The 19,906-nt window shown below is 61.7% G+C and carries 22 protein-coding genes; 20 read left to right on the plus strand and 2 right to left on the minus strand.

What is annotated here, in order from left to right:
* Positions 1 to 3 precede the first annotated feature (3 nt).
* The 8 genes from FHT84_RS24225 to FHT84_RS24260 all read left to right on the plus strand — a co-directional run bounded on the left by FHT84_RS24225 (position 4) and on the right by FHT84_RS24260 (position 5,362).
* On the plus strand, positions 4 to 654 hold the full coding sequence (locus tag FHT84_RS24225; protein WP_069610596.1) for an amino acid ABC transporter permease: 651 nt from the start codon (positions 4 to 6) through the stop codon (positions 652 to 654).
* Positions 655 to 698: 44 nt separating this feature from the next.
* Complete coding sequence (locus FHT84_RS24230) at positions 699 to 1,523, plus strand: transporter substrate-binding domain-containing protein (protein WP_113248706.1); 825 nt, start codon at positions 699 to 701, stop codon at positions 1,521 to 1,523.
* Between the two features lie 7 nt (positions 1,524 to 1,530).
* Positions 1,531 to 2,304 carry an amino acid ABC transporter ATP-binding protein gene (locus FHT84_RS24235; protein ID WP_162736913.1) on the plus strand — a complete coding sequence of 258 codons (774 nt, stop codon included), beginning with the start codon at positions 1,531 to 1,533 and terminating at the stop codon, positions 2,302 to 2,304.
* Between the two features lie 12 nt (positions 2,305 to 2,316).
* On the plus strand, positions 2,317 to 3,177 hold the full coding sequence (locus FHT84_RS24240; RefSeq protein ID WP_113248708.1) for a shikimate dehydrogenase: 861 nt from the start codon (positions 2,317 to 2,319) through the stop codon (positions 3,175 to 3,177).
* A 16-nt stretch (positions 3,178 to 3,193) separates the two neighbouring features.
* A complete protein-coding gene (locus FHT84_RS24245) occupies positions 3,194 to 3,562 on the plus strand; it encodes a 5-carboxymethyl-2-hydroxymuconate Delta-isomerase (protein WP_069610592.1) in 369 nt (122 codons plus the stop codon).
* Positions 3,563 to 3,592: 30 nt separating this feature from the next.
* Complete coding sequence (gene aroQ / locus FHT84_RS24250; protein ID WP_183764437.1) at positions 3,593 to 4,042, plus strand: type II 3-dehydroquinate dehydratase; 450 nt, start codon at positions 3,593 to 3,595, stop codon at positions 4,040 to 4,042.
* A 5-nt stretch (positions 4,043 to 4,047) separates the two neighbouring features.
* A complete protein-coding gene (locus tag FHT84_RS24255; RefSeq protein WP_183764434.1) occupies positions 4,048 to 5,082 on the plus strand; it encodes a Gfo/Idh/MocA family oxidoreductase in 1,035 nt (344 codons plus the stop codon).
* An 88-nt stretch (positions 5,083 to 5,170) separates the two neighbouring features.
* Positions 5,171 to 5,362, plus strand: a complete 192-nt coding sequence (locus tag FHT84_RS24260; protein WP_183764431.1) for a hypothetical protein — start codon at positions 5,171 to 5,173, stop codon at positions 5,360 to 5,362.
* Positions 5,363 to 5,609: 247 nt separating this feature from the next.
* On the opposite strand, the gene FHT84_RS24265 is transcribed toward FHT84_RS24260, so the two are convergent.
* Positions 5,610 to 7,313 carry a XylR N-terminal domain-containing protein gene (locus FHT84_RS24265; RefSeq protein ID WP_348649338.1) on the minus strand — a complete coding sequence of 568 codons (1,704 nt, stop codon included), beginning with the start codon at positions 7,311 to 7,313 and terminating at the stop codon, positions 5,610 to 5,612.
* 250 nt (positions 7,314 to 7,563) lie between these two features.
* Here FHT84_RS24265 and FHT84_RS24270 point away from each other — a divergent pair, with 250 nt between their 5' ends.
* The 10 genes from FHT84_RS24270 (at position 7,564) to FHT84_RS24315 (ending at position 16,900) form a co-directional block, all read left to right on the plus strand.
* Positions 7,564 to 8,382: an SDR family NAD(P)-dependent oxidoreductase gene (locus FHT84_RS24270; RefSeq protein ID WP_145645289.1), complete on the plus strand. Its 819-nt coding sequence runs from the start codon at positions 7,564 to 7,566 to the stop codon at positions 8,380 to 8,382.
* A gap of 68 nt (positions 8,383 to 8,450) precedes the next feature.
* Positions 8,451 to 9,752, plus strand: a complete 1,302-nt coding sequence (locus FHT84_RS24275) for an ABC transporter substrate-binding protein (protein ID WP_246698613.1) — start codon at positions 8,451 to 8,453, stop codon at positions 9,750 to 9,752.
* A gap of 132 nt (positions 9,753 to 9,884) precedes the next feature.
* Complete coding sequence (locus FHT84_RS24280; protein ID WP_113248713.1) at positions 9,885 to 10,613, plus strand: ABC transporter ATP-binding protein; 729 nt, start codon at positions 9,885 to 9,887, stop codon at positions 10,611 to 10,613.
* Positions 10,610 to 11,338 carry an ABC transporter ATP-binding protein gene (locus FHT84_RS24285; protein WP_113248714.1) on the plus strand — a complete coding sequence of 243 codons (729 nt, stop codon included), beginning with the start codon at positions 10,610 to 10,612 and terminating at the stop codon, positions 11,336 to 11,338. The genes FHT84_RS24280 and FHT84_RS24285 overlap by 4 nt, the downstream gene beginning before the upstream one ends.
* Positions 11,325 to 12,182, plus strand: a complete 858-nt coding sequence (locus FHT84_RS24290) for a branched-chain amino acid ABC transporter permease (RefSeq protein ID WP_113248715.1) — start codon at positions 11,325 to 11,327, stop codon at positions 12,180 to 12,182. The genes FHT84_RS24285 and FHT84_RS24290 overlap by 14 nt, the downstream gene beginning before the upstream one ends.
* Positions 12,183 to 12,186: 4 nt before the next feature.
* Positions 12,187 to 13,224, plus strand: a complete 1,038-nt coding sequence (locus FHT84_RS24295; protein WP_348647374.1) for a branched-chain amino acid ABC transporter permease — start codon at positions 12,187 to 12,189, stop codon at positions 13,222 to 13,224.
* Positions 13,221 to 14,234, plus strand: a complete 1,014-nt coding sequence (locus FHT84_RS24300; protein ID WP_113248716.1) for an alcohol dehydrogenase catalytic domain-containing protein — start codon at positions 13,221 to 13,223, stop codon at positions 14,232 to 14,234. The genes FHT84_RS24295 and FHT84_RS24300 overlap by 4 nt, the downstream gene beginning before the upstream one ends.
* Before the next feature lie 23 nt (positions 14,235 to 14,257).
* On the plus strand, positions 14,258 to 15,037 hold the full coding sequence (locus tag FHT84_RS24305; protein WP_183764423.1) for an alpha/beta hydrolase: 780 nt from the start codon (positions 14,258 to 14,260) through the stop codon (positions 15,035 to 15,037).
* Between the two features lie 43 nt (positions 15,038 to 15,080).
* Positions 15,081 to 16,307 (plus strand): acyl-CoA dehydrogenase, encoded by a 1,227-nt coding sequence (locus tag FHT84_RS24310; RefSeq protein ID WP_113248718.1) that lies wholly within the window; start codon positions 15,081 to 15,083, stop codon positions 16,305 to 16,307.
* Positions 16,307 to 16,900 carry a flavin reductase family protein gene (locus FHT84_RS24315; protein ID WP_113248719.1) on the plus strand — a complete coding sequence of 198 codons (594 nt, stop codon included), beginning with the start codon at positions 16,307 to 16,309 and terminating at the stop codon, positions 16,898 to 16,900. Before FHT84_RS24310 ends, FHT84_RS24315 begins: the two co-directional genes overlap by 1 nt.
* 16 nt (positions 16,901 to 16,916) lie before the next feature.
* Here FHT84_RS24315 and FHT84_RS24320 read toward each other — a convergent pair whose 3' ends face one another.
* Positions 16,917 to 17,867, minus strand: coding sequence for a LysR family transcriptional regulator (locus FHT84_RS24320; protein ID WP_113248720.1), 951 nt, complete (start codon positions 17,865 to 17,867; stop codon positions 16,917 to 16,919).
* A gap of 79 nt (positions 17,868 to 17,946) precedes the next feature.
* Here FHT84_RS24320 and FHT84_RS24325 point away from each other — a divergent pair, with 79 nt between their 5' ends.
* Both FHT84_RS24325 and FHT84_RS24330 read left to right on the plus strand, forming a co-directional pair.
* Positions 17,947 to 18,828, plus strand: a complete 882-nt coding sequence (locus FHT84_RS24325; protein WP_183764420.1) for a dioxygenase — start codon at positions 17,947 to 17,949, stop codon at positions 18,826 to 18,828.
* On the plus strand, positions 18,825 to 19,886 hold the full coding sequence (locus FHT84_RS24330) for a maleylacetate reductase (protein ID WP_183764418.1): 1,062 nt from the start codon (positions 18,825 to 18,827) through the stop codon (positions 19,884 to 19,886). The genes FHT84_RS24325 and FHT84_RS24330 overlap by 4 nt, the downstream gene beginning before the upstream one ends.
* Positions 19,887 to 19,906: the final 20 nt, after the last annotated feature.

Genomic DNA, 19,906 nt, shown 5'->3' on the forward strand with positions numbered 1-19,906 from the left:
CTTATGGGTCCCATCGGCGAAAACGAGCTGTTCTTCATGCTGCAGGGTCTGAAGTGGACCGTATTGCTGGCAATTATCGGTTTCATTGGCGGCGGCGTGTTCGGCATTTTGATTGCGCTTGTGCGCACGTCGAAGCATCGGTTCGCCCGGCTTGCATCATCTGGCTACATCGCGCTCTTCCAAGGCACGCCGCTCCTGATGCAGCTCTTTGTCGTCTATTACGGCGTCGCCCTTCTCGGCATCGACGTCAACGCCTGGGTCGCTGTCGCGATCGCGTTCACTCTTCACGCGAGCGCCTTCCTCGGCGAGATATGGCGTGGCTCGATTGAAGCCGTTCCCAAAGGGCAGACCGAAGCCGCTAACGCTCTTGGCCTGCATTACGTCTCCCGAATGAAGGACGTGGTTCTGCCTCAGGCCTTGAAGATCTCGATGCCTGCGACCATCGGCTTTCTTGTGCAGCTCATCAAGGGGACGTCGCTCGCAGCGATCGTGGGCTTCATCGAGCTGACCCGGGCTGGCCAGATCATATCGAACCAGACCTACCGCCCGCTGCTCGTCTTCGGGATCGTCGGAATAATCTACTTCGTAATTTGCTGGCCTCTTTCCCATGTCGGAAGCGGCCTTGAGAAACGGATGGCAAAAGCCGCCCGCTAAGCCTGCTTCGGGAGAAGTAAACAGCACAAGAGGAGGAAAGTGCAATGAATACCAATCGTAGGAAATTTCTCGGTCTAGCGCTGGCGACCGCTACCTTCGCCGTCGTCGGCGCTGCGACAGCGACCGCGGCATCTGTCGAGGAGATCAAGTCGAAGGGAACGCTGGTCGTCGGCATCCAGGGCGACAACGCGCCTTGGGGCTTTGTGAACTCGAGCGGCAAACAGGACGGCTTTGACGCCGACGTGGCAACGCTGTTTGCCAAGGAACTCGGCGTGAAAGTCCAGTTCCAACCGCTCGCGGTAGCGAACCGTATTCCCGCGCTGACGACCGGCAAGGTCGATATTCTCTTCGCCACGATGGCGATGACGGAAGAGCGCGCCAAGTCGATCCAGTACAGCAAACCTTATGCGGCCAACACGATTTCGCTTTATGCCGCCAAAGCCGACACCGTGAAATCGCCGGCCGACCTGGCTGGTTGGGAAATAGGCGTACCGAAGTCCAGCTCGCAGGACAAGGCCGTAACCGACGCGGTCGGATCGACGGCCACCATTCGCCGCTTCGACGATGACGCGGCCACCATCCAGGCCCTGATCTCCGGACAGGTAAAGGCAGTGGGCGGCAATCAGTTCTATGGGCAGAGGCTCGATGCGGCCAGTGCCGGCACGTATGAACGAAAGATCGACTTCCTGACGACTTACAACGGCGTGGGAACGCGACTCGGCGAGAAGGACTGGAACGAGACCGTCAATGCCTTCCTCGACAAGATCAAAGGCAACGGCGAACTCGCGGCCATCACCAAGAAGTGGATGGCAATCGATCTTCCCAAGTTCCCTGAATCCATCCCCAACATCCCGTTTACGGTCAAGTAAAGCATAAATGGAGGGCGCCGTGCTCAATTCCCCCAACGACCAGTCGACCTTGATATCCCTTGATAAAGTGGAGAAATGGTACGGCGCCTTCCACGCCCTGAAGAACATCAATCTGTCGGTTTGCAAGGGAGAGAAGATCGTCCTTTGCGGACCGTCCGGTTCCGGCAAGTCCACCTTGATCCGTTGCATCAACGCGCTTGAATTGATTCAGGGCGGCAAGATCGTGGTGGAAGGTCAACTGCTGGACGGCACCACCAAGGCGGTCGACGCCATTCGACGCGAAGTCGGAATGGTTTTCCAGAACTTCAATCTCTTCCCGCACATGACCGTGCTGCAAAACTGCGCGCTTGCGCCCATGAGAGTGCGGGGCGCAAGCCGGGCCGACGCAGAGAAGTTGGCGCGAAAGTATCTCGAGCGCGTCCGCATCCTCGATCAGGCGGAAAAATATCCGGCGCAACTCAGCGGCGGACAGCAGCAGCGCGTCGCCATCGCGCGTGCCCTATGCATGGAGCCGAAGGCGATGCTTTTCGACGAGCCCACCTCCGCCTTGGATCCCGAAATGGTCAAGGAGGTTCTCGACACCATGATCGGCCTCGCAAGAGACGGCATGACGATGATCTGCGTGACCCATGAAATGGGCTTCGCCCGGCAAGTCGCTGACAGGGTCATCTTCATGGCTTCCGGAGAGATCATCGAGGAGGCGGAGCCCGAAACCTTCTTCAAGAACCCCAAGCATGACCGGACAAGGGCATTTCTCGGCGAAATCCTTGCGCATCACTGATCGGGCAAAGACATGGACAACAGCAAATTCCTGGTCGGCCTCATCGGCGCCGACATCCAGATGTCAAAGTCGCCGGCGCTCCATGAAACGGAAGGCCGCCACCTGGGGCTTGATTATGAGTACGAACTCGTGGACTTGGCAGTGCGCGGATTGCCTCCTTCCGCGCTGCCGGATCTCCTGAACGAGCTGGAAAGCCGCGGCTTTGCGGGAACCAACATCACCCATCCGTGCAAACAGACCGTGCTGCCTCACCTGACGCGCCTGTCCGAAGATGCCGAGATGCTTGGAGCCGTGAACACGGTCGTGCTTCAGAATGGCGAGCGGATCGGACACAACACCGACTGGTATGGCTTTTACAAGAATTTCGAGCGCGGCTTGCCCGACGTCGCGAAGGCTCATGCTGTTCTGCTTGGCGCCGGTGGCGCTGGGGTGGCCGTCGCGCACGCTGCCGTGAAACTCGGCATAGAAAGCCTCTCGATTTTTGATCAAGACGAGCGCCGGGCCTCTACTCTCGCCGATCAGCTCAACAAGAGGTTTTCAGGAGAGGTCGCAAGGCCGATCAGAGACGTGCGCGCCGCCCTCGCCACCGCAGATGGCCTGATCCACGCCACGCCGACTGGTATGCCAAGCCATCCTGGGCTTCCGATAGATCCAGATTGGATAGGGCATCGTCACTGGGTGGCCGATATCGTCTATATGCCGTTGGTGACCGAGCTCCTTGCGTTGGCAAAGCAGAAGGGGTGCCGGACGCTTCCAGGCGGCGGAATGACCGTGTTTCAAGCGGCCGCAGCTTTCGAGCTTTTCACAGGCCTGTCACCCGACACGGAACGAATGTCGCGCCATTTCGATGAGCTGTGCCGAGTGACAGCGTGATCGGGGGGATTACTCCATGCCGCATATCATCATCGACTACAGCCGAGGCGCAGCGGAACGCGTCGCCATCGACGAACTGACCCGCGCGGTTCATCGCCGGGTCCGCGACGGAGGGCTGGTCAAGCCAACCGTGGTCCGCACCTTCGCCAGAGAAGCCACCATCTCCTGCGTCGGCGACGAGCATCCCGATAACCACTTTGTGCAGATAATCGTACGCATGGCCCCAGGCCGCCCTCCGGAGGTCAAGCGAGAACTGCTGAAATCGGTGCTCGAAGCTGCGCGCGACGTCGCGGCTTCCGCACTGGAAGCCGGCCGGCTTGGCCTTCGCGCAGATCTCTACGAATCCGATCCAAACTTCGCGTTTCAGGACATAGCGTTCGCCTGATCCCGGCAACGCTCAACAAGGACAAATGCAATGAGCCTCATCTACGTTCTCAACGGACCAAACCTCAACCTCCTCGGCAAGCGCCAGCCACATATCTACGGGCACGAGACATTGGCTGACGTCGAGGCGGACTGCCGAAAGTTGGCGTCGGAGCTGGGACACGAGATCCGTTTCCATCAAAGCAACCGCGAATACGAGATCATCGACTGGATTCACCAGGCGCGCGAGGACGGCGCTGGCATTGTCATCAACCCGGCCGCGTTCACTCACACTTCGCTCGCTATCCTCGACGCACTGAATACCTTTGAAGGTCCCGTCATCGAGATCCATATCTCCAACGTCCACAAGCGTGAGAGTTTTCGCCATCACTCCTTCGTGTCCCACCGCGCCGACGGCGTCATCGCTGGTCTCGGCACCGAAGGCTATCAACTCGGCATCCGCAGAGTTGCGACCATGCTCAAGGCTGAGAAAATGGACTGATAGCGATGGCGAACCGGGTCAAGCTGGCAGTCCTTGGGGCGGGGCTGATCGGCAAGCGTCACATCAGGCACGTGCTGGAAGAGCCGGCTGCAGAGCTGACGGCAGTTGTGGATCCCACGCCAGTCGGCCAAGCGATCGCCGGCGAGGCTGGTGTCAGATGGTTCCCCAGTTTTGCCGACATGATGAATTCCGAGCGTCCCGACGGAGTCATCGTCGCGACGCCGAACCAGGTGCATGTTCAAAATGGGTTGGAAGCCGTGGAGGCGGGCGTCCCGGCGCTGATCGAAAAGCCCATCGCGGACGATATCGCGGCAGGCGAGAAGCTTGTGCGAATGGCTGAAGCAAAAGGTGTGGCGCTCCTGACGGGACATCACCGCCGGCATAATCCGATGATGCAGAAAGCAAAAGAGATCATCGACAGCGGGACGCTCGGTCGGATCCTGATCGTGAATGCGATGTTCTGGCTGTTCAAGCCGGACGAGTACTTTGACATTCCCTGGCGGCGAGAGCGCGGGGCAGGGCCGGTCTTCCTCAACCTAATTCACGACATCGACAATCTCCGTTTCCTTTGCGGCGATATACACGCCGTGCAGGCCCGTGAATCCAACGCAGTGCGAAGCAATGCCGTCGAGGAAACCGCTGTTATCCTCATAGAATTCAAAAGTGGTGTTCTCGGTACTGCTTCCGTGTCCGATTCCGTTGTGGCGCCGTGGAGCTGGGAGATGACGACGGGAGAAAATCCCGCTTACCCGAAAACTCAGGAGATTTGCTACATGATCGGCGGAACACACGGATCTCTGGCCGTGCCGTCGCTCGAAATATGGAGCAATGCCGAAAAGCGAAGCTGGACGGAGGCATTTGAGCGCGATAGAGCCGCATTCGAAAACGAGGACCCGCTTGTCCTGCAGATCCGTCAGTTCTGCAGCGTCATTCGGGGCGAGGAAGCTCCTTTAGTCAGCGGCCGCGAAGGCTTGGAGACATTGAAAGTCATTGAGGCCGTCAAGCGGTCGGCCGCGATGGGAGAGCGCGTCGTCCTCTAACCAAGGCTCAAGGCAAGCGGCAAGAGCGATCATCCTCTTCGCCGTCATTCTCGGAGGCATCGGCACGCTCGAAGGCCCGATCATTGGCGTGGCGATCTATTTCCTGCTTCGCGAGACCATGGGCAATATCGGCTCGCTCTATTCCATTGTCCTCAGCCTGCCCGCCATCGGGGTCATGCTATTGGCGCCGGGTGGAAGCCGGGGCTTGCTGAAATCCGTGATCAGGATCGACCTGCTGCCGATCCGCCGCACCATGAGGGAGGTGGGCCACAGGGTGTAAGCCGGTCGAGGCTGGAAGGAAGGCGTAGAAGGAAGGAAGTTGACGGCCGCCGGCCGCCGATGATACGCTTGTTTAAGCGCCCTGTATGGAAGGACGAATCCATTCTCCGGATCGATCCGGTTGCCGATTCGTAATTCCGATCGGGTTCTAGGTTGAAGAACAGAAATGCGAGTCCAGATCTTGTATAAGGGCCTCGGTCCGAGATGTTCGATACCTTGTGTTTCAGGCGATCGGGCCGGTATTCCTATCAGCTCTTCCTCCCCTGTGGTTTTCGTTCCAGCCCACTTTCTATGCGGTATGCAAGCTGGGCTCGGGTCAGTCCAAGCATGCGAGCGGCGGCAGAAAGATTTCCCTGCGCCCGTTCCATAGCCGCCGTGTATAGCGCCTGTTCAAGAGTACTGAGAGAAAATCCTTCGGATTCTAACAATTGATGGGGATCGGCCGGCGTTCCCCCGTGTTCGCGGCTGTCGCTCTCCGAACTGACAGGAAAGCGTGTCAGCTGAGCTTCGATCTGCGCAGCGGAAATCGTTGTGTTGGTGGTCTTTGTGTCAAGCGCGGCGATAAGTACGTTACGCATTTGGCGCAAGTTTCCTGGCCAGCGTTCTGCCTCGATCAATTCCTCGGCTGCCGCTTCGAAACGGAGAGGCTCGATGTTCATTCGAGCCGTAAGCACCGGCAACATCGATCGCGCCAGCGCCACTCGCTCGCCTTCTCTTTCACTCAATGTCGGCATGCGAACGGTTATCGGCGAGAGAACCGAAAAGAGTTCTTTTAGAGAGCCTTGCTCCTCCGTCGCAAAGCGCTGGTCAGCGACCGCGATGATGCGAGGCCCGCCTGTCGCGATGCCTTCCTCGATTGCGCGGGCGAAGTGGCGCTGGACGTCGTGAGGTATAGTTTCGACAGCGTCGATGACGATCATCTCGCGATGGGATGTCTGGCGGCTTGCCTTAATCGGCCGTGCGACCTCGGCGCAAAGCGCAAGGTCAACTTGCATCCCAACTAGGCGCCGTAGATCTGCCGTGGGGGCTCCAGACCTTCGGTGCAGATAGCGCGCGGCACTACCGCGCCCCGTTCCCGGCGCACCAGTTATCAGCACGGGCAGGGTCGTGGCCGCCAGGCGATCGAGCCTGTCGCGGACCGGCAACAGGATGAGGTTGTCGAGGCTGGAGAAGGACGTGTCGGTGGCGCGCGCGGCGTTGCCGCGCGAGGCGGGAGCGCGGCTGATGTCGTCGGCAACATCGATACGCTCGCGGAAAAGCATCACCTCTGGATCGTTGCGGCCCCAGCCATCGGCTGGCTTTCCGACCACCCGGCAATGGCTGTGGCCCTGCGCCGCGCATTCGATCTCCTTGTACACGATCAGCGTATCAAAGAACTCGCTGGCATAACCCGAGGCGTAACCAAGCTGCGTCCAGCAGACGGGTTCGGATGCCAGTCGCGTCTTACTGAACTCCGCGGCTTCGACGCTGTCGCGCCAAAGGAACTCGGCAGAAAATCGCTTCTTGCGGAAGTCGTAGGAGTTGAAGACGGTTTCGACACGCACCACGCCGCTGAAGGTGTGCAGCCGCGTTCCGGCCGTGAAGGCGTCACCTATGTCAAGATTTGGCCAGCCGGCGCGTACGAAGCGTGCGTCCGAGCGGCCGGACATGAAGCCCAGGCGCAAAAGGAAGATGCGTGCCTCCTTCTCGCCGAGCAAGCCCACCAGCTCCCGCCTCAGATCGGAAAGGGCGGACGCGCGCTGCATGACGATGCGCGCGCCATTCAGCTGGATCGTTCCGTCATTCGGATTGAAGACCAGGCTGGAGAGAAGCTGCCGGACGGTCGGATTGCCGCCTCGATCCAGCATCTTAGAAGATTCGATCAATCCCTGCATCAAGACCTCTTCCGCGCAGCACGCGGTTCGGCAATCCTTCACGGATGGCCGTTTGATGATTTCATAAAGCAATTTCATTATTTCAGCAAACAATCGCCCTGGTGGGTCCGCAAGCCGGGGGCAGGCCCCTTAAAAAATATGGTTCTGTTTCAATCTGTTGGAGTTTGCCTGCAGAACTTCTTCTGATTGCCCGTCGGCGGTGTTTGACAGGCAGTCGGGATTTCTCGTCCTAATGAACCAATTCTGCTGCGTCGGGGAGGGCAAGGCAGAATGGAGGAAGTTCGGGCCGAGGCTCGGGCATGCCATCCTCGACGGCACGGGAGGAAAAATGACGAGCTTGCAGGATATGTTCGACGTTCGCCGCAAATCGGTCATCGTGACCGGCGGTGCGAGCGGCATAGGGCGGGCCTATGCGGAAGTGATGGCGGATAACGGTGCTCGTGTCTGCATTTTCGATATGGATGGCGAAAATCTCGACCGTGTCGTGGCGGAAATCGCCCGACATGGAGCTGACGTTTGCGGTCTGGAGATCGATGTCTCGGATCGGCCGGCCATGGCGGCGGCTTTCGACGCGGTAGCAGAGCGTCAGGGACGGATCGACATCGTCTTTGCAAATGCGGGCATCGATGCTGGGCCCGGCTTCCTGTCGACGACAGGTGAGCGGCTCCAAGGCGGCGCCATCGATGTTCTCGACGATCACCACTGGGATCGGGTGATCGAGGTCAATCTCTCTTCGGTCTACACAACCGTCAAGCATGCGGCCCGGCACATGAAAGCGACGGGAGGCGGCCGTATCATCGTCACCTCGTCGATCGCTGCCCAGATCAATGAGGCGATCGTCGGCACGCCCTACATGCCAGCCAAGGCCGGCGTAGACCATTTCGTACGCCAGATGGCGATGGAATTGGGCCAATTCGGCATTCTCATCAATTGCATCTCGCCTGGTCCCTTCATGACCAACATCGCCGGCGGCAGGCTGCGGATACCGGCGGATCGCAAGGCCTTCGAACAGCAATCGCTGATCGGGCGGATTGGCGATCCCGAGGACATCAAGGGGCTTGCTCTCTATCTCGCGTCGCCTTGCTCGTCCTACGTCACGGGCAGCCAGATTGTCATCGACGGAGGTTCGATGCACCGCATCAAATAAATGAACTTCGCCGGATGCGGGAGGAGGAATCGCAGCCGGCGAATGAGCTTCAGAGGGAGGATAAAATAATGGAATCGAAAAGCAGTTTGTCGATGCCTTCTCGCCGCACGGTGCTGAAGGGAATAGGCGCCGGCCTTGCCGCCTCGGCACTCGGTGCGCCGACGATTGCCCGCGCGCAATCGGCTGGAACGATCAAGGTCGGCTTCATCACGCCGGCGACCGGGCCTCTTGCCCTTTTCGGTGAGACCGACGGCTGGGCTCTGGAAAAGGTCAAGGCGCAGCTCAAGAATGGTCTGGAGACGGCGGCCGGCCACTACGATGTCGAATTCCTGATCCGCGACAGCCAGTCGGACCCCAACAAGTCGGCGGAAGTCGCCGGCGATCTCATTCTCAATGAGGGCGTTCACCTGCTGCTGCCGGCGTCGACGACCGATACGGTAAGCCCTGCTGCCGACCAGGCCGAACTCAACGAATGCCCCTGCATTTCGACGGGCGCGCCTTGGCAGGCGGTCATCTTCCCGCGTGGAGGCAAGGACAAGCCGTTCAAATGGACCTATCACTTCTTCTGGGGCCTGGACGAAGCGCTGAACACCTATGTCGGCCTCTGGAACACGCTGGACAGCAACCGCAAGGTCGGCATGCTATTTCCGCAGAACGCCGATGGTGAAACATGGGGCAACATGGATTATGGCCTGCCTGCCCCCACCAAGAACGCCGGCTTCGAGATCGTCGTTCCCGGCTTCTTCCAGCCGCGCACCAACGATTTTTCGGCGCAGATCACGGCTTTCAAGCAAGCCGACTGCGATATCATCGGCGGTATTGCCTATCCGGCCGATCTGAAGACCTTCGTCAACCAGTGCGCCCAGCAGGGCTATAAGCCAAAGGCGATCACGGTCGCGGCTGCATTGCTCTTCGCCTCGGGCGTGGAAGCCATGGGCTCGCTCGGCGAGGGCATGTCTTCGGAAGTCTGGTGGACCCCCGCCTTTCCCTTCAAGTCGACGCTGACCGGTCAGGTGAGCCGCGATCTTGCCGACCAGTGGGAAGCGGAAAAGAAGAAGCAGTGGACGCAGCCGCTCGGCTACAGCCATGCCATCCTCGAAGTGGCGATCGACGTTCTCAAGCGCTCCAAGAACCCGCTCGACCGCATCGCCAATCTCGAGGCGGTTGTCGCCACCAACATGCAAACGTTGATCGGCCCAGTCAATTTCGCCAAGGGACCGCATCAGAACGTGGCGACCTCGCCGATTTTCGGCGGGCAATGGGTCAAGGGCGACAAATGGCCGTATGATCTGAAGATCGTCGACAATACCGTCAACAAGCTCTTCCAGCCGGAGCGCAAGATCGTGCCGCTGCCCTGGCGGACTGCCTGAACAAGGCGTGAAGCCAAGGCAAAGCGAGATACCGCCCCTGCTTGATGCGATCGGGCCGGGGCGGATCGGACGGAGGATCGAAGGGCGCGCTCAAAACGCGCCGCCGGCATTAAAAGGCCGGGGTGGAGGAGCATGGAAAACGACGTACTACTCGAGGCACGCGACCTCAGCAAATCGTTCGGGGCTCTCAAGGTCCTGCACGAGGTGAGTTTTACGGTCGGCGCTGGCGAGGTTCTGGGCATTGTCGGCCCGAATGGTGCCGGCAAGACAACCCTATTCAACCTGATCAGCGGCGACATGCGTGTCGATCGCGGTGAGTTGGTCTTTGACGGCCAGAAACTCGTTGGGCAGCCGCCCTATCGCCGCTGCAAAATCGGCATCGGCCGGACCTACCAGATCCCGCGTCCCTATGTCGGTATGACGACCTTCGAAAACCTCCTCGTCGCCGCCTTTTTCGGCAGCGGCACCAAGGATGCCGAGAGCTATCAGCGCTGCGCAGAGATCCTCAAGGCCTGCGAGTTGTCCGACAAGGCGAACCGTTCGGCCGGCTCGCTGACGCTGCTCGACCGTAAGCGGCTGGAACTGGCGCGTGCTCTTGCCTCATCGCCAAAGCTCCTGTTGCTCGATGAGATTGCCGGCGGGCTCACCGACGACGAGGGCAGGGCGCTCGTCTCGCTTATTCGCCGCATCCGCGACAGTGGGATCACCATCGTCTGGATCGAACATGTGCTGCACGCGCTGCTCGCCGTCGCCGACCGCATGCTGGTGCTCAATTTCGGGGAAAAGATCGCAGAAGGTGTGCCGGCCGAAGTCATCCAAAGTCCGGAGGTGCGAAGGGTCTATATGGGGGTCGAGGCATGAGCGCAGCACTGCTTTCCACACACGGACTGGTCGCCCGCTACGGCGATTTTCAGGCTCTTTACGGTATCGACTTCGAGATTGCCGCGGGCGAGGTCGTCGCCCTGATCGGGGCAAACGGTGCCGGCAAGTCGACGCTTCTGAAATCGATCATGGGCCTTCTGAGCGTTGCGCCGGGCATGGTGCAGCTCGAGGGACGGCCGGTCGGCGGCGCCAAGCCGCACCGGATGGTGGCCGATGGCGTGGCGATCGTGCCCGAGGGCCGTCGCCTCTTTGTCGGCATGTCTGTCATCGACAATCTGCGCGTCGCTATCGACCATGCCGGCAAATCCGCCGCCAATGGCTGGACGCTGGAGCGCCTGTTCGCGCTCTTTCCGGTCCTGAAGGAAAAGCAGGCCGTGCCTGTGCAGTCCCTGTCCGGTGGGCAGCAGCAGATGGTGGCGATCGGCAGGGCGCTGCTCAGCCAGCCGCGCGTACTTCTTTGCGACGAAATCAGCCTGGGCCTCGCGCCGAAGGTGGTGAAGGAAATCTACCAGGCGCTGCCGTCGATCTGTGAAACAGGTACGGCGATCGTGTTGGTGGAGCAGGACGTCGGGCTCGCCCGCTCCTCGTCGAACCGGCTCTACTGCATGCTCGAAGGCCGCGTCAGCCTTACCGGCCGATCAACTGATATCTCGCGCGAAGCGATTGGCGAAGCGTATTTCGGAGGGGCCCATGCTGTGGCTTGACGGCTTTGTCCAGGGCATTCTTCTCGGCGGTCTTTATGCCCAATACGCGCTCGGCATGGCGCTGATGTTCGGCGTCATGCGCGTCGTCAACATCACCCATGGCGACCTGGTGATCCTCCTGGCGCTGATCGGCATCAGCCTGGCTACCACATTCTCGCTCGGCCCGTGGTCGGTGCTGGTGATCCTCGTGGTGCTTGGGGCCATCATCGGCGTCATCCTGCAGCGACTCATCCTCAACCGCGTCGTCGGCGCCGATCCGCTTCCCTCGCTGATCGCCACCTTCGGGCTCTCAATCGCCCTGCAGAACGCCATGCTGCAGATATGGTCGGCCGACACCCGCTCGCTAGGCGGCGGCGACATCGTGCATGCCTCCTTCCAACTCGGGCCGCTCTTCGTCGGCGTCTTGCCAGTGATCGTGCTTCTGACGGCGACCGTGCTGACCGGCGGCCTCGATGTCGCGTTGCGCTCGACACGCTTTGGCCGTGCCCTGCGCGCAGCTTCGGCCGATGTGGAAGCCGCGGCGCTGACAGGTGTCAACCCGAAGACGGTCTATACCGGGGCAACGGCAATCGCTGTCGCGATCCTCGGATTTGCCGCGGTCTTCCAGTCGTTGCGTTCGACCGTGGCGCCTGCCGACGGGGCCTTCCAGCTGATCTACGCCTTCGAGGCTGTCATCATCGGCGGCATGGGCTCGATCTGGGGCGCCTTCCTCGGAGCGATGGCGCTCGGGGTCAGCCAGTCGGTGGGATTCCGCATCGACCCCGGCTTCGGCATCCTCGCCGGCCACCTCGTTTTTCTGATCATCCTCGCCCTACGTCCCCAGGGCTTCCTAGGAAGGGGTTGAAGCCGTGACCAATGCCTTCGCCGCCCGTTTGACCGATGCCGTCCCTCGGCCCGCCGTGCGCGTACAGCGCCAGACGCGCTCGAGCCTGATTGCACTCGTTATCAGCGTCGCGCTGCTCGCGGCTGTCGCTTCGATGCCGCTCTGGGCAAGCCAAGGTCTCATCCGCGATGTCGTTGAACTGTGCTGCTACATCACCGTCGCGCAGATGTGGAACCTGCTCGCTGGTTATGGTGGCCTCGTCTCCGTCGGCCAGCAGGCCTTCGTCGGTACGGCCGCCTATGCAATGTTCATCATGGCGCAGCTTTGGGGCTTAAGCCCCTTCCTCGCCGTGCCTTTGTCGGTCATCGCACCGGCGATACTGGCGGCACTCACCTATGGCCTGCTGCATCGGCTCGATGGCCCATATTTCGCCATCGGCACCTGGGTGGTGGCGGAAGTCATGCGCCTTGCCACGTCGGTCTTCAGCTATGTCAATGCCGGCGCCGGCATGAGCCTGCGTGTCATGTCCGGCTATACGCCTACCGAACGCGCAATCGGCATTTCGGTACTGGCGGCGCTGATGCTGCTTGTCGCCGTCGGCGGCAGCTATCTGCTGTTGCGTTCGCGCTATGGCTTGGCGCTGGTCGCCGTCCGAGACAATCCGATTGCCGCGGCAAGCCAGGGCGTCAATGTCGGCCTCCTGAAATTCCTGATCTGGGTTGCCGCCGCCGTCGGCACTGGCCTTGCCGGTGCCATCTACTTCATGGCGCAGCTGCGCATAACGCCACCGGCCGCCTATAGCCCGACCTGGGCGAATGTGGCGATCTTCATCGTTATGGTCGGCGGCCTCGGCTCGCTCGAAGGGGTGCTGATCGGCGCGCTTGTCTATTTTGTCGCCGACCGCCTGTTCGGACAGTACGGCGCCACCTATCTCGTCGTCCTCGGGCTACTCACCCTCATCATGGCGCTTTTTGCCCGCGGCGGCCTCTGGGGATTGATCCAGAAGGCCACAAACGCCTCCTGGTTCCCGACAAGGCGCACGCTTTTGGAGGGCCCGCGATGAGGGCGGCACTGTTCGAGGCCGTCGGACGACCGCTCGATGTCAAAACGATCGAAACGCCGCAGCCCGGCGTCGATGAGATATTGCTCCGCGTTGCCGCCTGCGGCATTTGCGGCTCCGACCTGCACATGACGGAAGATCCCGAAACCTTCGCGCTCGAAAGAGGCGGCGTCCTCGGCCATGAAATTTCCGGCGAAGTGGTGACCGGTGGCGCTGAGGTCGCGAATTTCAAAACCGGCGACCGGGTTGCCGTCGCACCGATGCGCGGCTGCGGCCACTGCGACAGCTGCTCGCGCGGCGAACCCGCGTGGTGCGCCGAGATGCGGCTGATCGGCGGCGGCTATGCCGAATTTGTCACCGTCGCTGCCCGTCAGTGCCGCCGCTTGCCGGACGATTTGCCGACCGAGGAGGGGGCTCTGGCCGAACCAGTCGCAGTCGGCCTGCATGCGGTCATGCGTTCGGGGCTGAAGCCGGGCAACCGCGTGCTGATTCTCGGTGCAGGCCCCATCGGTCTTCTCGTCGCCTTCTGGGCCAGGCGGCTGGGAGCTGCCCATGTCGTCATCGCCGATCTGAACCGCCACCAGGCAGAGCGTGCCGCCGAAATCGGCGCCACGGGCTTCGCACTCTCCGGGGAGGGTCTGGCGGAGGAGTTTCGCGCATTGACCGGTGGCGCACCGGACATCGTCTTTGAATGCGTCGGCAAACGCGGATTGATCGATGCTGCCTGCCGGCTGGTACGCGTGCATGGCACGGTGGTCGCAGTCGGCCTCTGCGTCGGCGGCGACACATGGGACCCGTTCGCGGCGATTTCCAAGGAAATACAGGTGATCTTCGCCGTGTTCTTCACCATGGCGGAGTTCGACATGGCGCTGCAGGCGCTCGGCCCTGGCCGCCATCGGCCGCAGGCGCTGGTGACTGGTCGGATCGGTCTTGCCGCCGTGCCAGCGGCATTTGAGACGCTCAGGCGACGCACCACGCAATGCAAGGTGCTGATTACGCCCGCGGTCGGCTGAAACGGCATAGGAGGAGGATTGGAATGAATTTCGAAACAGTGCATTACGACATCGAAGGTGTTGCGACCGCTGTACGCGTCATCGGCAAAGGCCCCGCCGCGCTCGCGCTGCACGGCGCCGCCACCATCGAAGGCACGGAATGGGCGCGGGGCCTCGCCGATCGCTTCCGCGTCTACTTGCCCCACCATCCCGGCTTTGGCGACAGCGGCGAGGCGCCGCATATCGCCGGCATGCAGGACATCGTCGTTCACAACCTGCGCCTCGTCGCCGCCCTTGGCCTCGATCGGCCGCATCTCGTCGGCCATTCCATGGGCGGCTGGATGGCTGCCGAAATGGCCGTCGTCGCAGGCGAGCGTTTCGGCAAGCTGGTGCTGAATGCGCCGGCTGGCCTCAACGATCCAGATCATCCTGGCGCCGACCTGTCGGCCATCGCGCCCGAGGCGCTACCCGGCTATCTCGCGCATAATATCGACGTTGCCTTGCGCTATTTTCCGGGCGGAGCCGAATGCCCGCCGCTCGACGCCTTCCTTGCCGCTCGCGAAAAGGAGGCGCGGGCGCTTGGCAACATCGTCAAGGCCCACGGCATGGGCCATCCCAATCTCGGCCGCTGGCTTTCCCGCATCCCGAACGAGACACTGATCGTCTGGGGCGAGAAGGACCGAATGCTGCCCGCGTCGCAGGCGCCGCTCTGGGAAAAACGCATTCCGAACGCCCGCACCCTAATAGTGCCGGAGGTCGGCCATTTCGCCATGCAGGAGGACCCGCGCGTGGTGACCGCCATCGGCGATTTCCTCGCTGGCTGAGACAGCTTGCCGCGAGAACACACCAGATTGTCAGGAGGAACAGATGAACGCACCTTTGAAACATGGCGCCGCATATTGGGGCACCAAAACGAACTTCGCCCACCTTCTCGAGCATATCAGCAAGATCGGGCCCGTGCTTGAAGAAAATGCTGTCGCCACCGAAAAGCTCGGCAAGCTGAACGAACCTACTTTCGAGGCGCTGAAGCCGCTGCGTATGTCGCATATCTTCGCGACTGAAGAACTCGGCGGCGCACAGCTGTCGCCGACGCAGGGCCTGCAGTTGATCGAGGCCATCACCTACCACAGCGGCGCTGCCGGCTGGGTGTCGATGGTGCATGCCTGCATCGGGGCGATGTCAGCCGCCTTCCTGCCCGATACCGCGATCTCGCGCCTTTTCGGCGGTGGCACCGACAACCGCTTTTCGGGCCAGGGCACGCCGACCGGCATGCTGAAGAAGGTCGATGGCGGCTATCTGTTGAACGGCAAATGGTCCTATGCAAGCGGTATTCACCACGCCACATTCACCCATACCGCCGCCCTGCTCGACGACGGCAACGGTCATCCGGCTAAGGATGAGAATGGTAACGTCGTGGTGCTCTGCGCCCATGCGCCGGTCGGCGAGCATGGACTGCTCGGCAATTGGAACGTGCTCGGCCTGCAGGGAACCGGCAGCATCGACTACGACGCCAAGGATGTCTTCATCGCCGACGACATGGTTTTCCCGATCATGACCGCCGAGCCGCAGCGCCAGAAGGAATTCTTCAGCCTCGGCGTCGTCGGGCTGGCTGCCATCGGCCATTCGGGCTGGGCGATCGGCGCATCCCGCCGCATGCTCGATGAAATGGCCAAGTTCGCCGTGACCAAAACCGGTCGCGCCGGCATGCTCGGCGAGAGCGATAAATTCTGGTTCGATTATGGCCGTGCGGAAGCTCGCGCGCGCGCCGCCCGCGCCTTTTTGTTTGAGGTCTGGCGCGACGTGGAGGCCTCGATCGAGGCGGGGAACCGGGTATCTACGCGGCAGATCACCCTCGTGCATCTCGCCAAGTCGGAAGTGCACGAGGCGGGCGTCGATGCCTGCCACTTCGTCTACCGCGCTGCCGGTGGTGCGTCGCTGCGCGACGGCGTGATGCAGCGCACCTACCGCGAGATGCTGGTGGCGGCCAACCATTTCACGATCAACACCAACATTATCGGTGCCGCCGGCCGCGAGATCGGCGGGCTGTGGAGCGATCGCGTCTGGCAGTTCTACGACCTGGTGGAGAAGAAATGATGGCGCAGTCCGGAAAGCAGGAGCGTGAAGCTCCGGCGACGGTCGCTGCCGGCGTGACGGAGGCTTTCACGATGGCCTTCCGCCACCATCCGGCGGGCGTTGCCATCATCACCGCCGATCCGGGTGACGGGCCGGTGGCCCTGACGGTAAGCTCGTTGATCTCGATCAGCGCCTCGCCGCCGATGGTGGCTTTCTCCCTGTCGGATAATTCCTCCAGTGCGCACGCCGTGCGTCGGGCGCAGACGGTGGTCGTGCATTTCGTGCGCCGCAGCGACAAGGAGCTTGCCCGGCTCTGCGCCACCAGCGGCAGGGATCGTTTCGGGCCTGACGTGCGCTGGGCGCGGTTCGAAAGCGGCGAACCTTATTATCCGGATGTCGGCCTCTGGTTCCGGGCAGCGGTTCGCGGACTGTTTCCGCTCCCCGGCGCCTGTCTGGTCTCAGCCGAACTCCTTGAGGCCTCTCCCGGGGCGCATGAGGAGCGCCGGGACGACGCCTTGGTCTATGCTAACCGCGCCTGGCACGGACTGCGCCCGATGGCCGATGCCGGCTTGGCGCCGTTGTTCCTATGGCCGGACGATTCTGCAACATTTTGAAGAACGTCATGAGCCGTCACAGGCTCCAGATCACCGCCTGCTCATGGCGCTTGATCAGGTGCCTGAGGTCTTCGAAGCTCTTGCGAATATGGGCGCAGAAGGCCTCGACTGCCGGGACACGGATTTCCTCGGTGCGCCGTAGGAGACCGAGCGCGCGCTCGGGATGAGGAATATTGACCGGCAGTGCCGTGATCGACTTGTCATTGCGATAGGCGAAAACGACGCTGTGCGGCAGGATGGTGAGCGCATCGCTCGCCTTCAGATAGTTGATTGCGCTCACCAGCGAGCCGCCGGAATAACGGATCTTCGCCTCGGTGGCGCCGAGCGAGAGGACGAGACTGTGCAGATCGGCAAACAGCGGGCTGCCGGTGGGCGGTGCAATCCAGGGATAGTCGAGGAGTTCCGCAGGCGCGAGCTTGCGTCTCAGGAGAAGGGGGTGCGTTACACGGCAGGCGACGACGTTGCGGCCAGGAAGCAGTTCCTGGAAGCGCATGCCGGAGCCCTCGTCCAGCACGTCGATCGGGCAAATGGCGAGGTCGATGCGATCGGCGTCGATCGCCGCCCGCAGATCCGGCAGGTAGCCGTAGCTCTGTTCGATGCGCACGTCCGGTGTGGCATTCTGGAACTCGGCGATCATGCCAGAGATCAGCGCATCCATGAAGAAGGGCGTGCCGCCGACGCGCACCACGCCCGTCCGTCCGTGTCGGAAGCCGTCGACAAGCGACGAGGCCTTGCGCGCAGCCACCAGCATGGCTTGACCGTGGTCGGCGAGCGCCCTGCCGAGTGGGGTCGGCTGCAACGGCCGGCGGCCCTTGACGAACAACGGTTCGCCGAGCCGCTTTTCCAGCATGCCAAGGGTACGCGACACCGCCGGCTGGGTGAGCCCCAGCAGGGCCGCTCCCTCCGTCACTCCACCGGCCTGCACGACGGCGGCAAGCTGTATCAGGTGTCGTTCATCCATCTTCATAGCAATAAGGTATATTAAACTGCAGAAAAATCATCAACTGCTACGTTTGGAGCTGATAACGTACGGTTGAGGAGGTGCCATGGTGATCATGTCTTTTACAGAAGCGGATTCGGCTGCGCTTGTGGCAGAGCGACTGGCGCAGTGCGCCGGCCCGCTGCCGGCCTTCCTCACCGCGCTAGTCGGACATATCCATCAGGCCATCAAGGAAACACGGCCGACCCATGCGGATTGGCGACACGCCATCGAATTTCTGACCGAAGTCGGTCACGTAAGTGACCACAAACGGCAGGAATGGGTGCTGCTCTCCGATCTTCTGGGTGTGACGGCGCTGGTGGAGGAGATCAACACCCGCCGCCCGAAGGGCGCTACGCCCAACACCGTGCGCGGCCCGTTCTATCGAGCCGATGCCCCGCGGCTTGTGTCGGGCGCGGATATATCGCTCGACGGCATTGGCGAGCCGTTGCAGGTCAATGCCCGCGTGACCGATCTCGACGGAAATCCCGTCGTCGGCGCGAAGGTCGAGACATGGCAGGCCAATGCGGAAGGGTTTTACGAGAACCAGCAGCCGGATCTCCAGCCGGAGTTCAATCTGCGTGGTGTTTTCAGCACTGATATAGATGGCGGCTTTTCCTATAGGACGGTTCGACCGGGCGGTTATGCCGTCCCTTGCGACGGACCGGTCGGACGGACGCTGCATGCGATCGGCTATCCGCTGCGCCGCCCGGCGCACCTCCATTTTACGATCACGGCACCCGGCTTCGAGACGATCAGTACCCACGTCTATGATGGGCGCGATCCGCATCTGTCACAGGACGCATTGTTCGGCGTCAAACAGGAACTGGTCGGCACATTCCTGCCGGTTGGCGGCATTGAAGGCCCGACGCCGATCAAAGGCAATTGCTGGTCGCTCGATTTCACCTTCGTAATGGTGCGGGCGCGAGAGGAGCGCAGGTCAGCATGACACTCGATTTTTCCTATCAGCCGCATTCGACACGCGTCGTCTTTGCTTCCGGAGCGAGCGCCGGCGTCGCCCAATGGATCGAGACGCTAGGCTGCCGCCGCGCGCTGGTGCTGACGACACCGCAGCAGGCAGCCGACGGCGAGGCGCTGGCCGCGCGAATTGGCGCGCTTGCAGTCGGCACGTTTGCAGGCGCCACGATGCACACCCCGGTCGATGTCACCGAGAAGGCCTTGGCGCGCGCGGCCGCACTTCAGGCCGATTGCGTCCTGTCGCTTGGCGGCGGCTCGACTACCGGTCTTGGCAAGGCGATGGCCTACCGTACCGACATTCATCAGATCGTCATCCCGACCACCTATGCTGGTTCGGAAGTAACGCCGATCCTCGGTCAGACGGAAGGCGGCATCAAGACGACGGTTCGCAGCCCGAAGATCGTGCCGGAGGTGGTCATCTATGACCCCGACCTGACGCTTGGCCTGCCTGTTACCATGAGCGTCACCAGCGGCCTCAACGCCATCGCGCATGCCGCCGAAGGTCTTTATGCCGATGATCGCAACCCCATTACCACCATGATGGCGATCGAGGGCATGCGCGCATTTGCCGAAGCGCTACCGGTGATCGTCAAGACGCCGCGCGATGCCGAGGCGCGGGAAAAGGCACTCTACGGCGCTTGGCTCTGCGGCACCGTGCTTGGGCAGATTTCCATGTCGCTGCATCACAAGATCTGCCACACGCTGGGCGGCAGTTTCGACACGCCGCATGCGGAGACGCATGCGATCATGCTGCCGCACACGATCGGCTTCAATGCCGTCGCAGTGCCGGAGCTGCTTGCGCCGATAGGGAGCATTTTCGGCGGCACGCCGGGCCAGGGGCTCTACGATTTCGCCAGATCCGTCGGCTCGCCGCTGGCGCTGAAGGATTTCGGCCTCACCGAGAGCGATCTCGACCGCGCCGCCGAAATCGCCACGCGCAACCCTTATGCCAATCCGCGGCCGATCGACCGAGCCTCGATCCGCACGCTGCTTCAGGACGCCTGGGCGGGAGAACGCCCACCACTCTAAAACGCTTGTGTTTACTTTGG

This window comes from Rhizobium sp. BK289 (genome assembly GCF_014193575.1).
Lineage (GTDB): Bacteria > Pseudomonadota > Alphaproteobacteria > Rhizobiales > Rhizobiaceae > Rhizobium > Rhizobium tropici_C.

What these genes read in the sequence shown, in the direction of transcription:
- FHT84_RS24225 (WP_069610596.1), top strand. Translation starts at nt 4, where the DNA reads ATGGGTCCCATCGGCGAAAACGAGCTGTTCTTCATGCTGCAGGGTCTG.
- FHT84_RS24230 (WP_113248706.1), top strand. Translation starts at nt 699, where the DNA reads ATGAATACCAATCGTAGGAAATTTCTCGGTCTAGCGCTGGCGACCGCT.
- FHT84_RS24235 (WP_162736913.1), top strand. Translation starts at nt 1,531, where the DNA reads ATGGAGGGCGCCGTGCTCAATTCCCCCAACGACCAGTCGACCTTGATA.
- FHT84_RS24240 (WP_113248708.1), top strand. Translation starts at nt 2,317, where the DNA reads ATGGACAACAGCAAATTCCTGGTCGGCCTCATCGGCGCCGACATCCAG.
- FHT84_RS24245 (WP_069610592.1), top strand. Translation starts at nt 3,194, where the DNA reads ATGCCGCATATCATCATCGACTACAGCCGAGGCGCAGCGGAACGCGTC.
- aroQ (WP_183764437.1), top strand. Translation starts at nt 3,593, where the DNA reads ATGAGCCTCATCTACGTTCTCAACGGACCAAACCTCAACCTCCTCGGC.
- FHT84_RS24255 (WP_183764434.1), top strand. Translation starts at nt 4,048, where the DNA reads ATGGCGAACCGGGTCAAGCTGGCAGTCCTTGGGGCGGGGCTGATCGGC.
- FHT84_RS24265 (WP_348649338.1), bottom strand. Translation starts at nt 7,313, where the DNA reads ATGAAATTGCTTTATGAAATCATCAAACGGCCATCCGTGAAGGATTGC.
- FHT84_RS24270 (WP_145645289.1), top strand. Translation starts at nt 7,564, where the DNA reads ATGACGAGCTTGCAGGATATGTTCGACGTTCGCCGCAAATCGGTCATC.
- FHT84_RS24275 (WP_246698613.1), top strand. Translation starts at nt 8,451, where the DNA reads ATGGAATCGAAAAGCAGTTTGTCGATGCCTTCTCGCCGCACGGTGCTG.
- FHT84_RS24280 (WP_113248713.1), top strand. Translation starts at nt 9,885, where the DNA reads ATGGAAAACGACGTACTACTCGAGGCACGCGACCTCAGCAAATCGTTC.
- FHT84_RS24285 (WP_113248714.1), top strand. Translation starts at nt 10,610, where the DNA reads ATGAGCGCAGCACTGCTTTCCACACACGGACTGGTCGCCCGCTACGGC.
- FHT84_RS24290 (WP_113248715.1), top strand. Translation starts at nt 11,325, where the DNA reads ATGCTGTGGCTTGACGGCTTTGTCCAGGGCATTCTTCTCGGCGGTCTT.
- FHT84_RS24300 (WP_113248716.1), top strand. Translation starts at nt 13,221, where the DNA reads ATGAGGGCGGCACTGTTCGAGGCCGTCGGACGACCGCTCGATGTCAAA.
- FHT84_RS24305 (WP_183764423.1), top strand. Translation starts at nt 14,258, where the DNA reads ATGAATTTCGAAACAGTGCATTACGACATCGAAGGTGTTGCGACCGCT.
- FHT84_RS24310 (WP_113248718.1), top strand. Translation starts at nt 15,081, where the DNA reads ATGAACGCACCTTTGAAACATGGCGCCGCATATTGGGGCACCAAAACG.
- FHT84_RS24315 (WP_113248719.1), top strand. Translation starts at nt 16,307, where the DNA reads ATGGCGCAGTCCGGAAAGCAGGAGCGTGAAGCTCCGGCGACGGTCGCT.
- FHT84_RS24320 (WP_113248720.1), bottom strand. Translation starts at nt 17,867, where the DNA reads ATGAAGATGGATGAACGACACCTGATACAGCTTGCCGCCGTCGTGCAG.
- FHT84_RS24325 (WP_183764420.1), top strand. Translation starts at nt 17,947, where the DNA reads ATGGTGATCATGTCTTTTACAGAAGCGGATTCGGCTGCGCTTGTGGCA.
- FHT84_RS24330 (WP_183764418.1), top strand. Translation starts at nt 18,825, where the DNA reads ATGACACTCGATTTTTCCTATCAGCCGCATTCGACACGCGTCGTCTTT.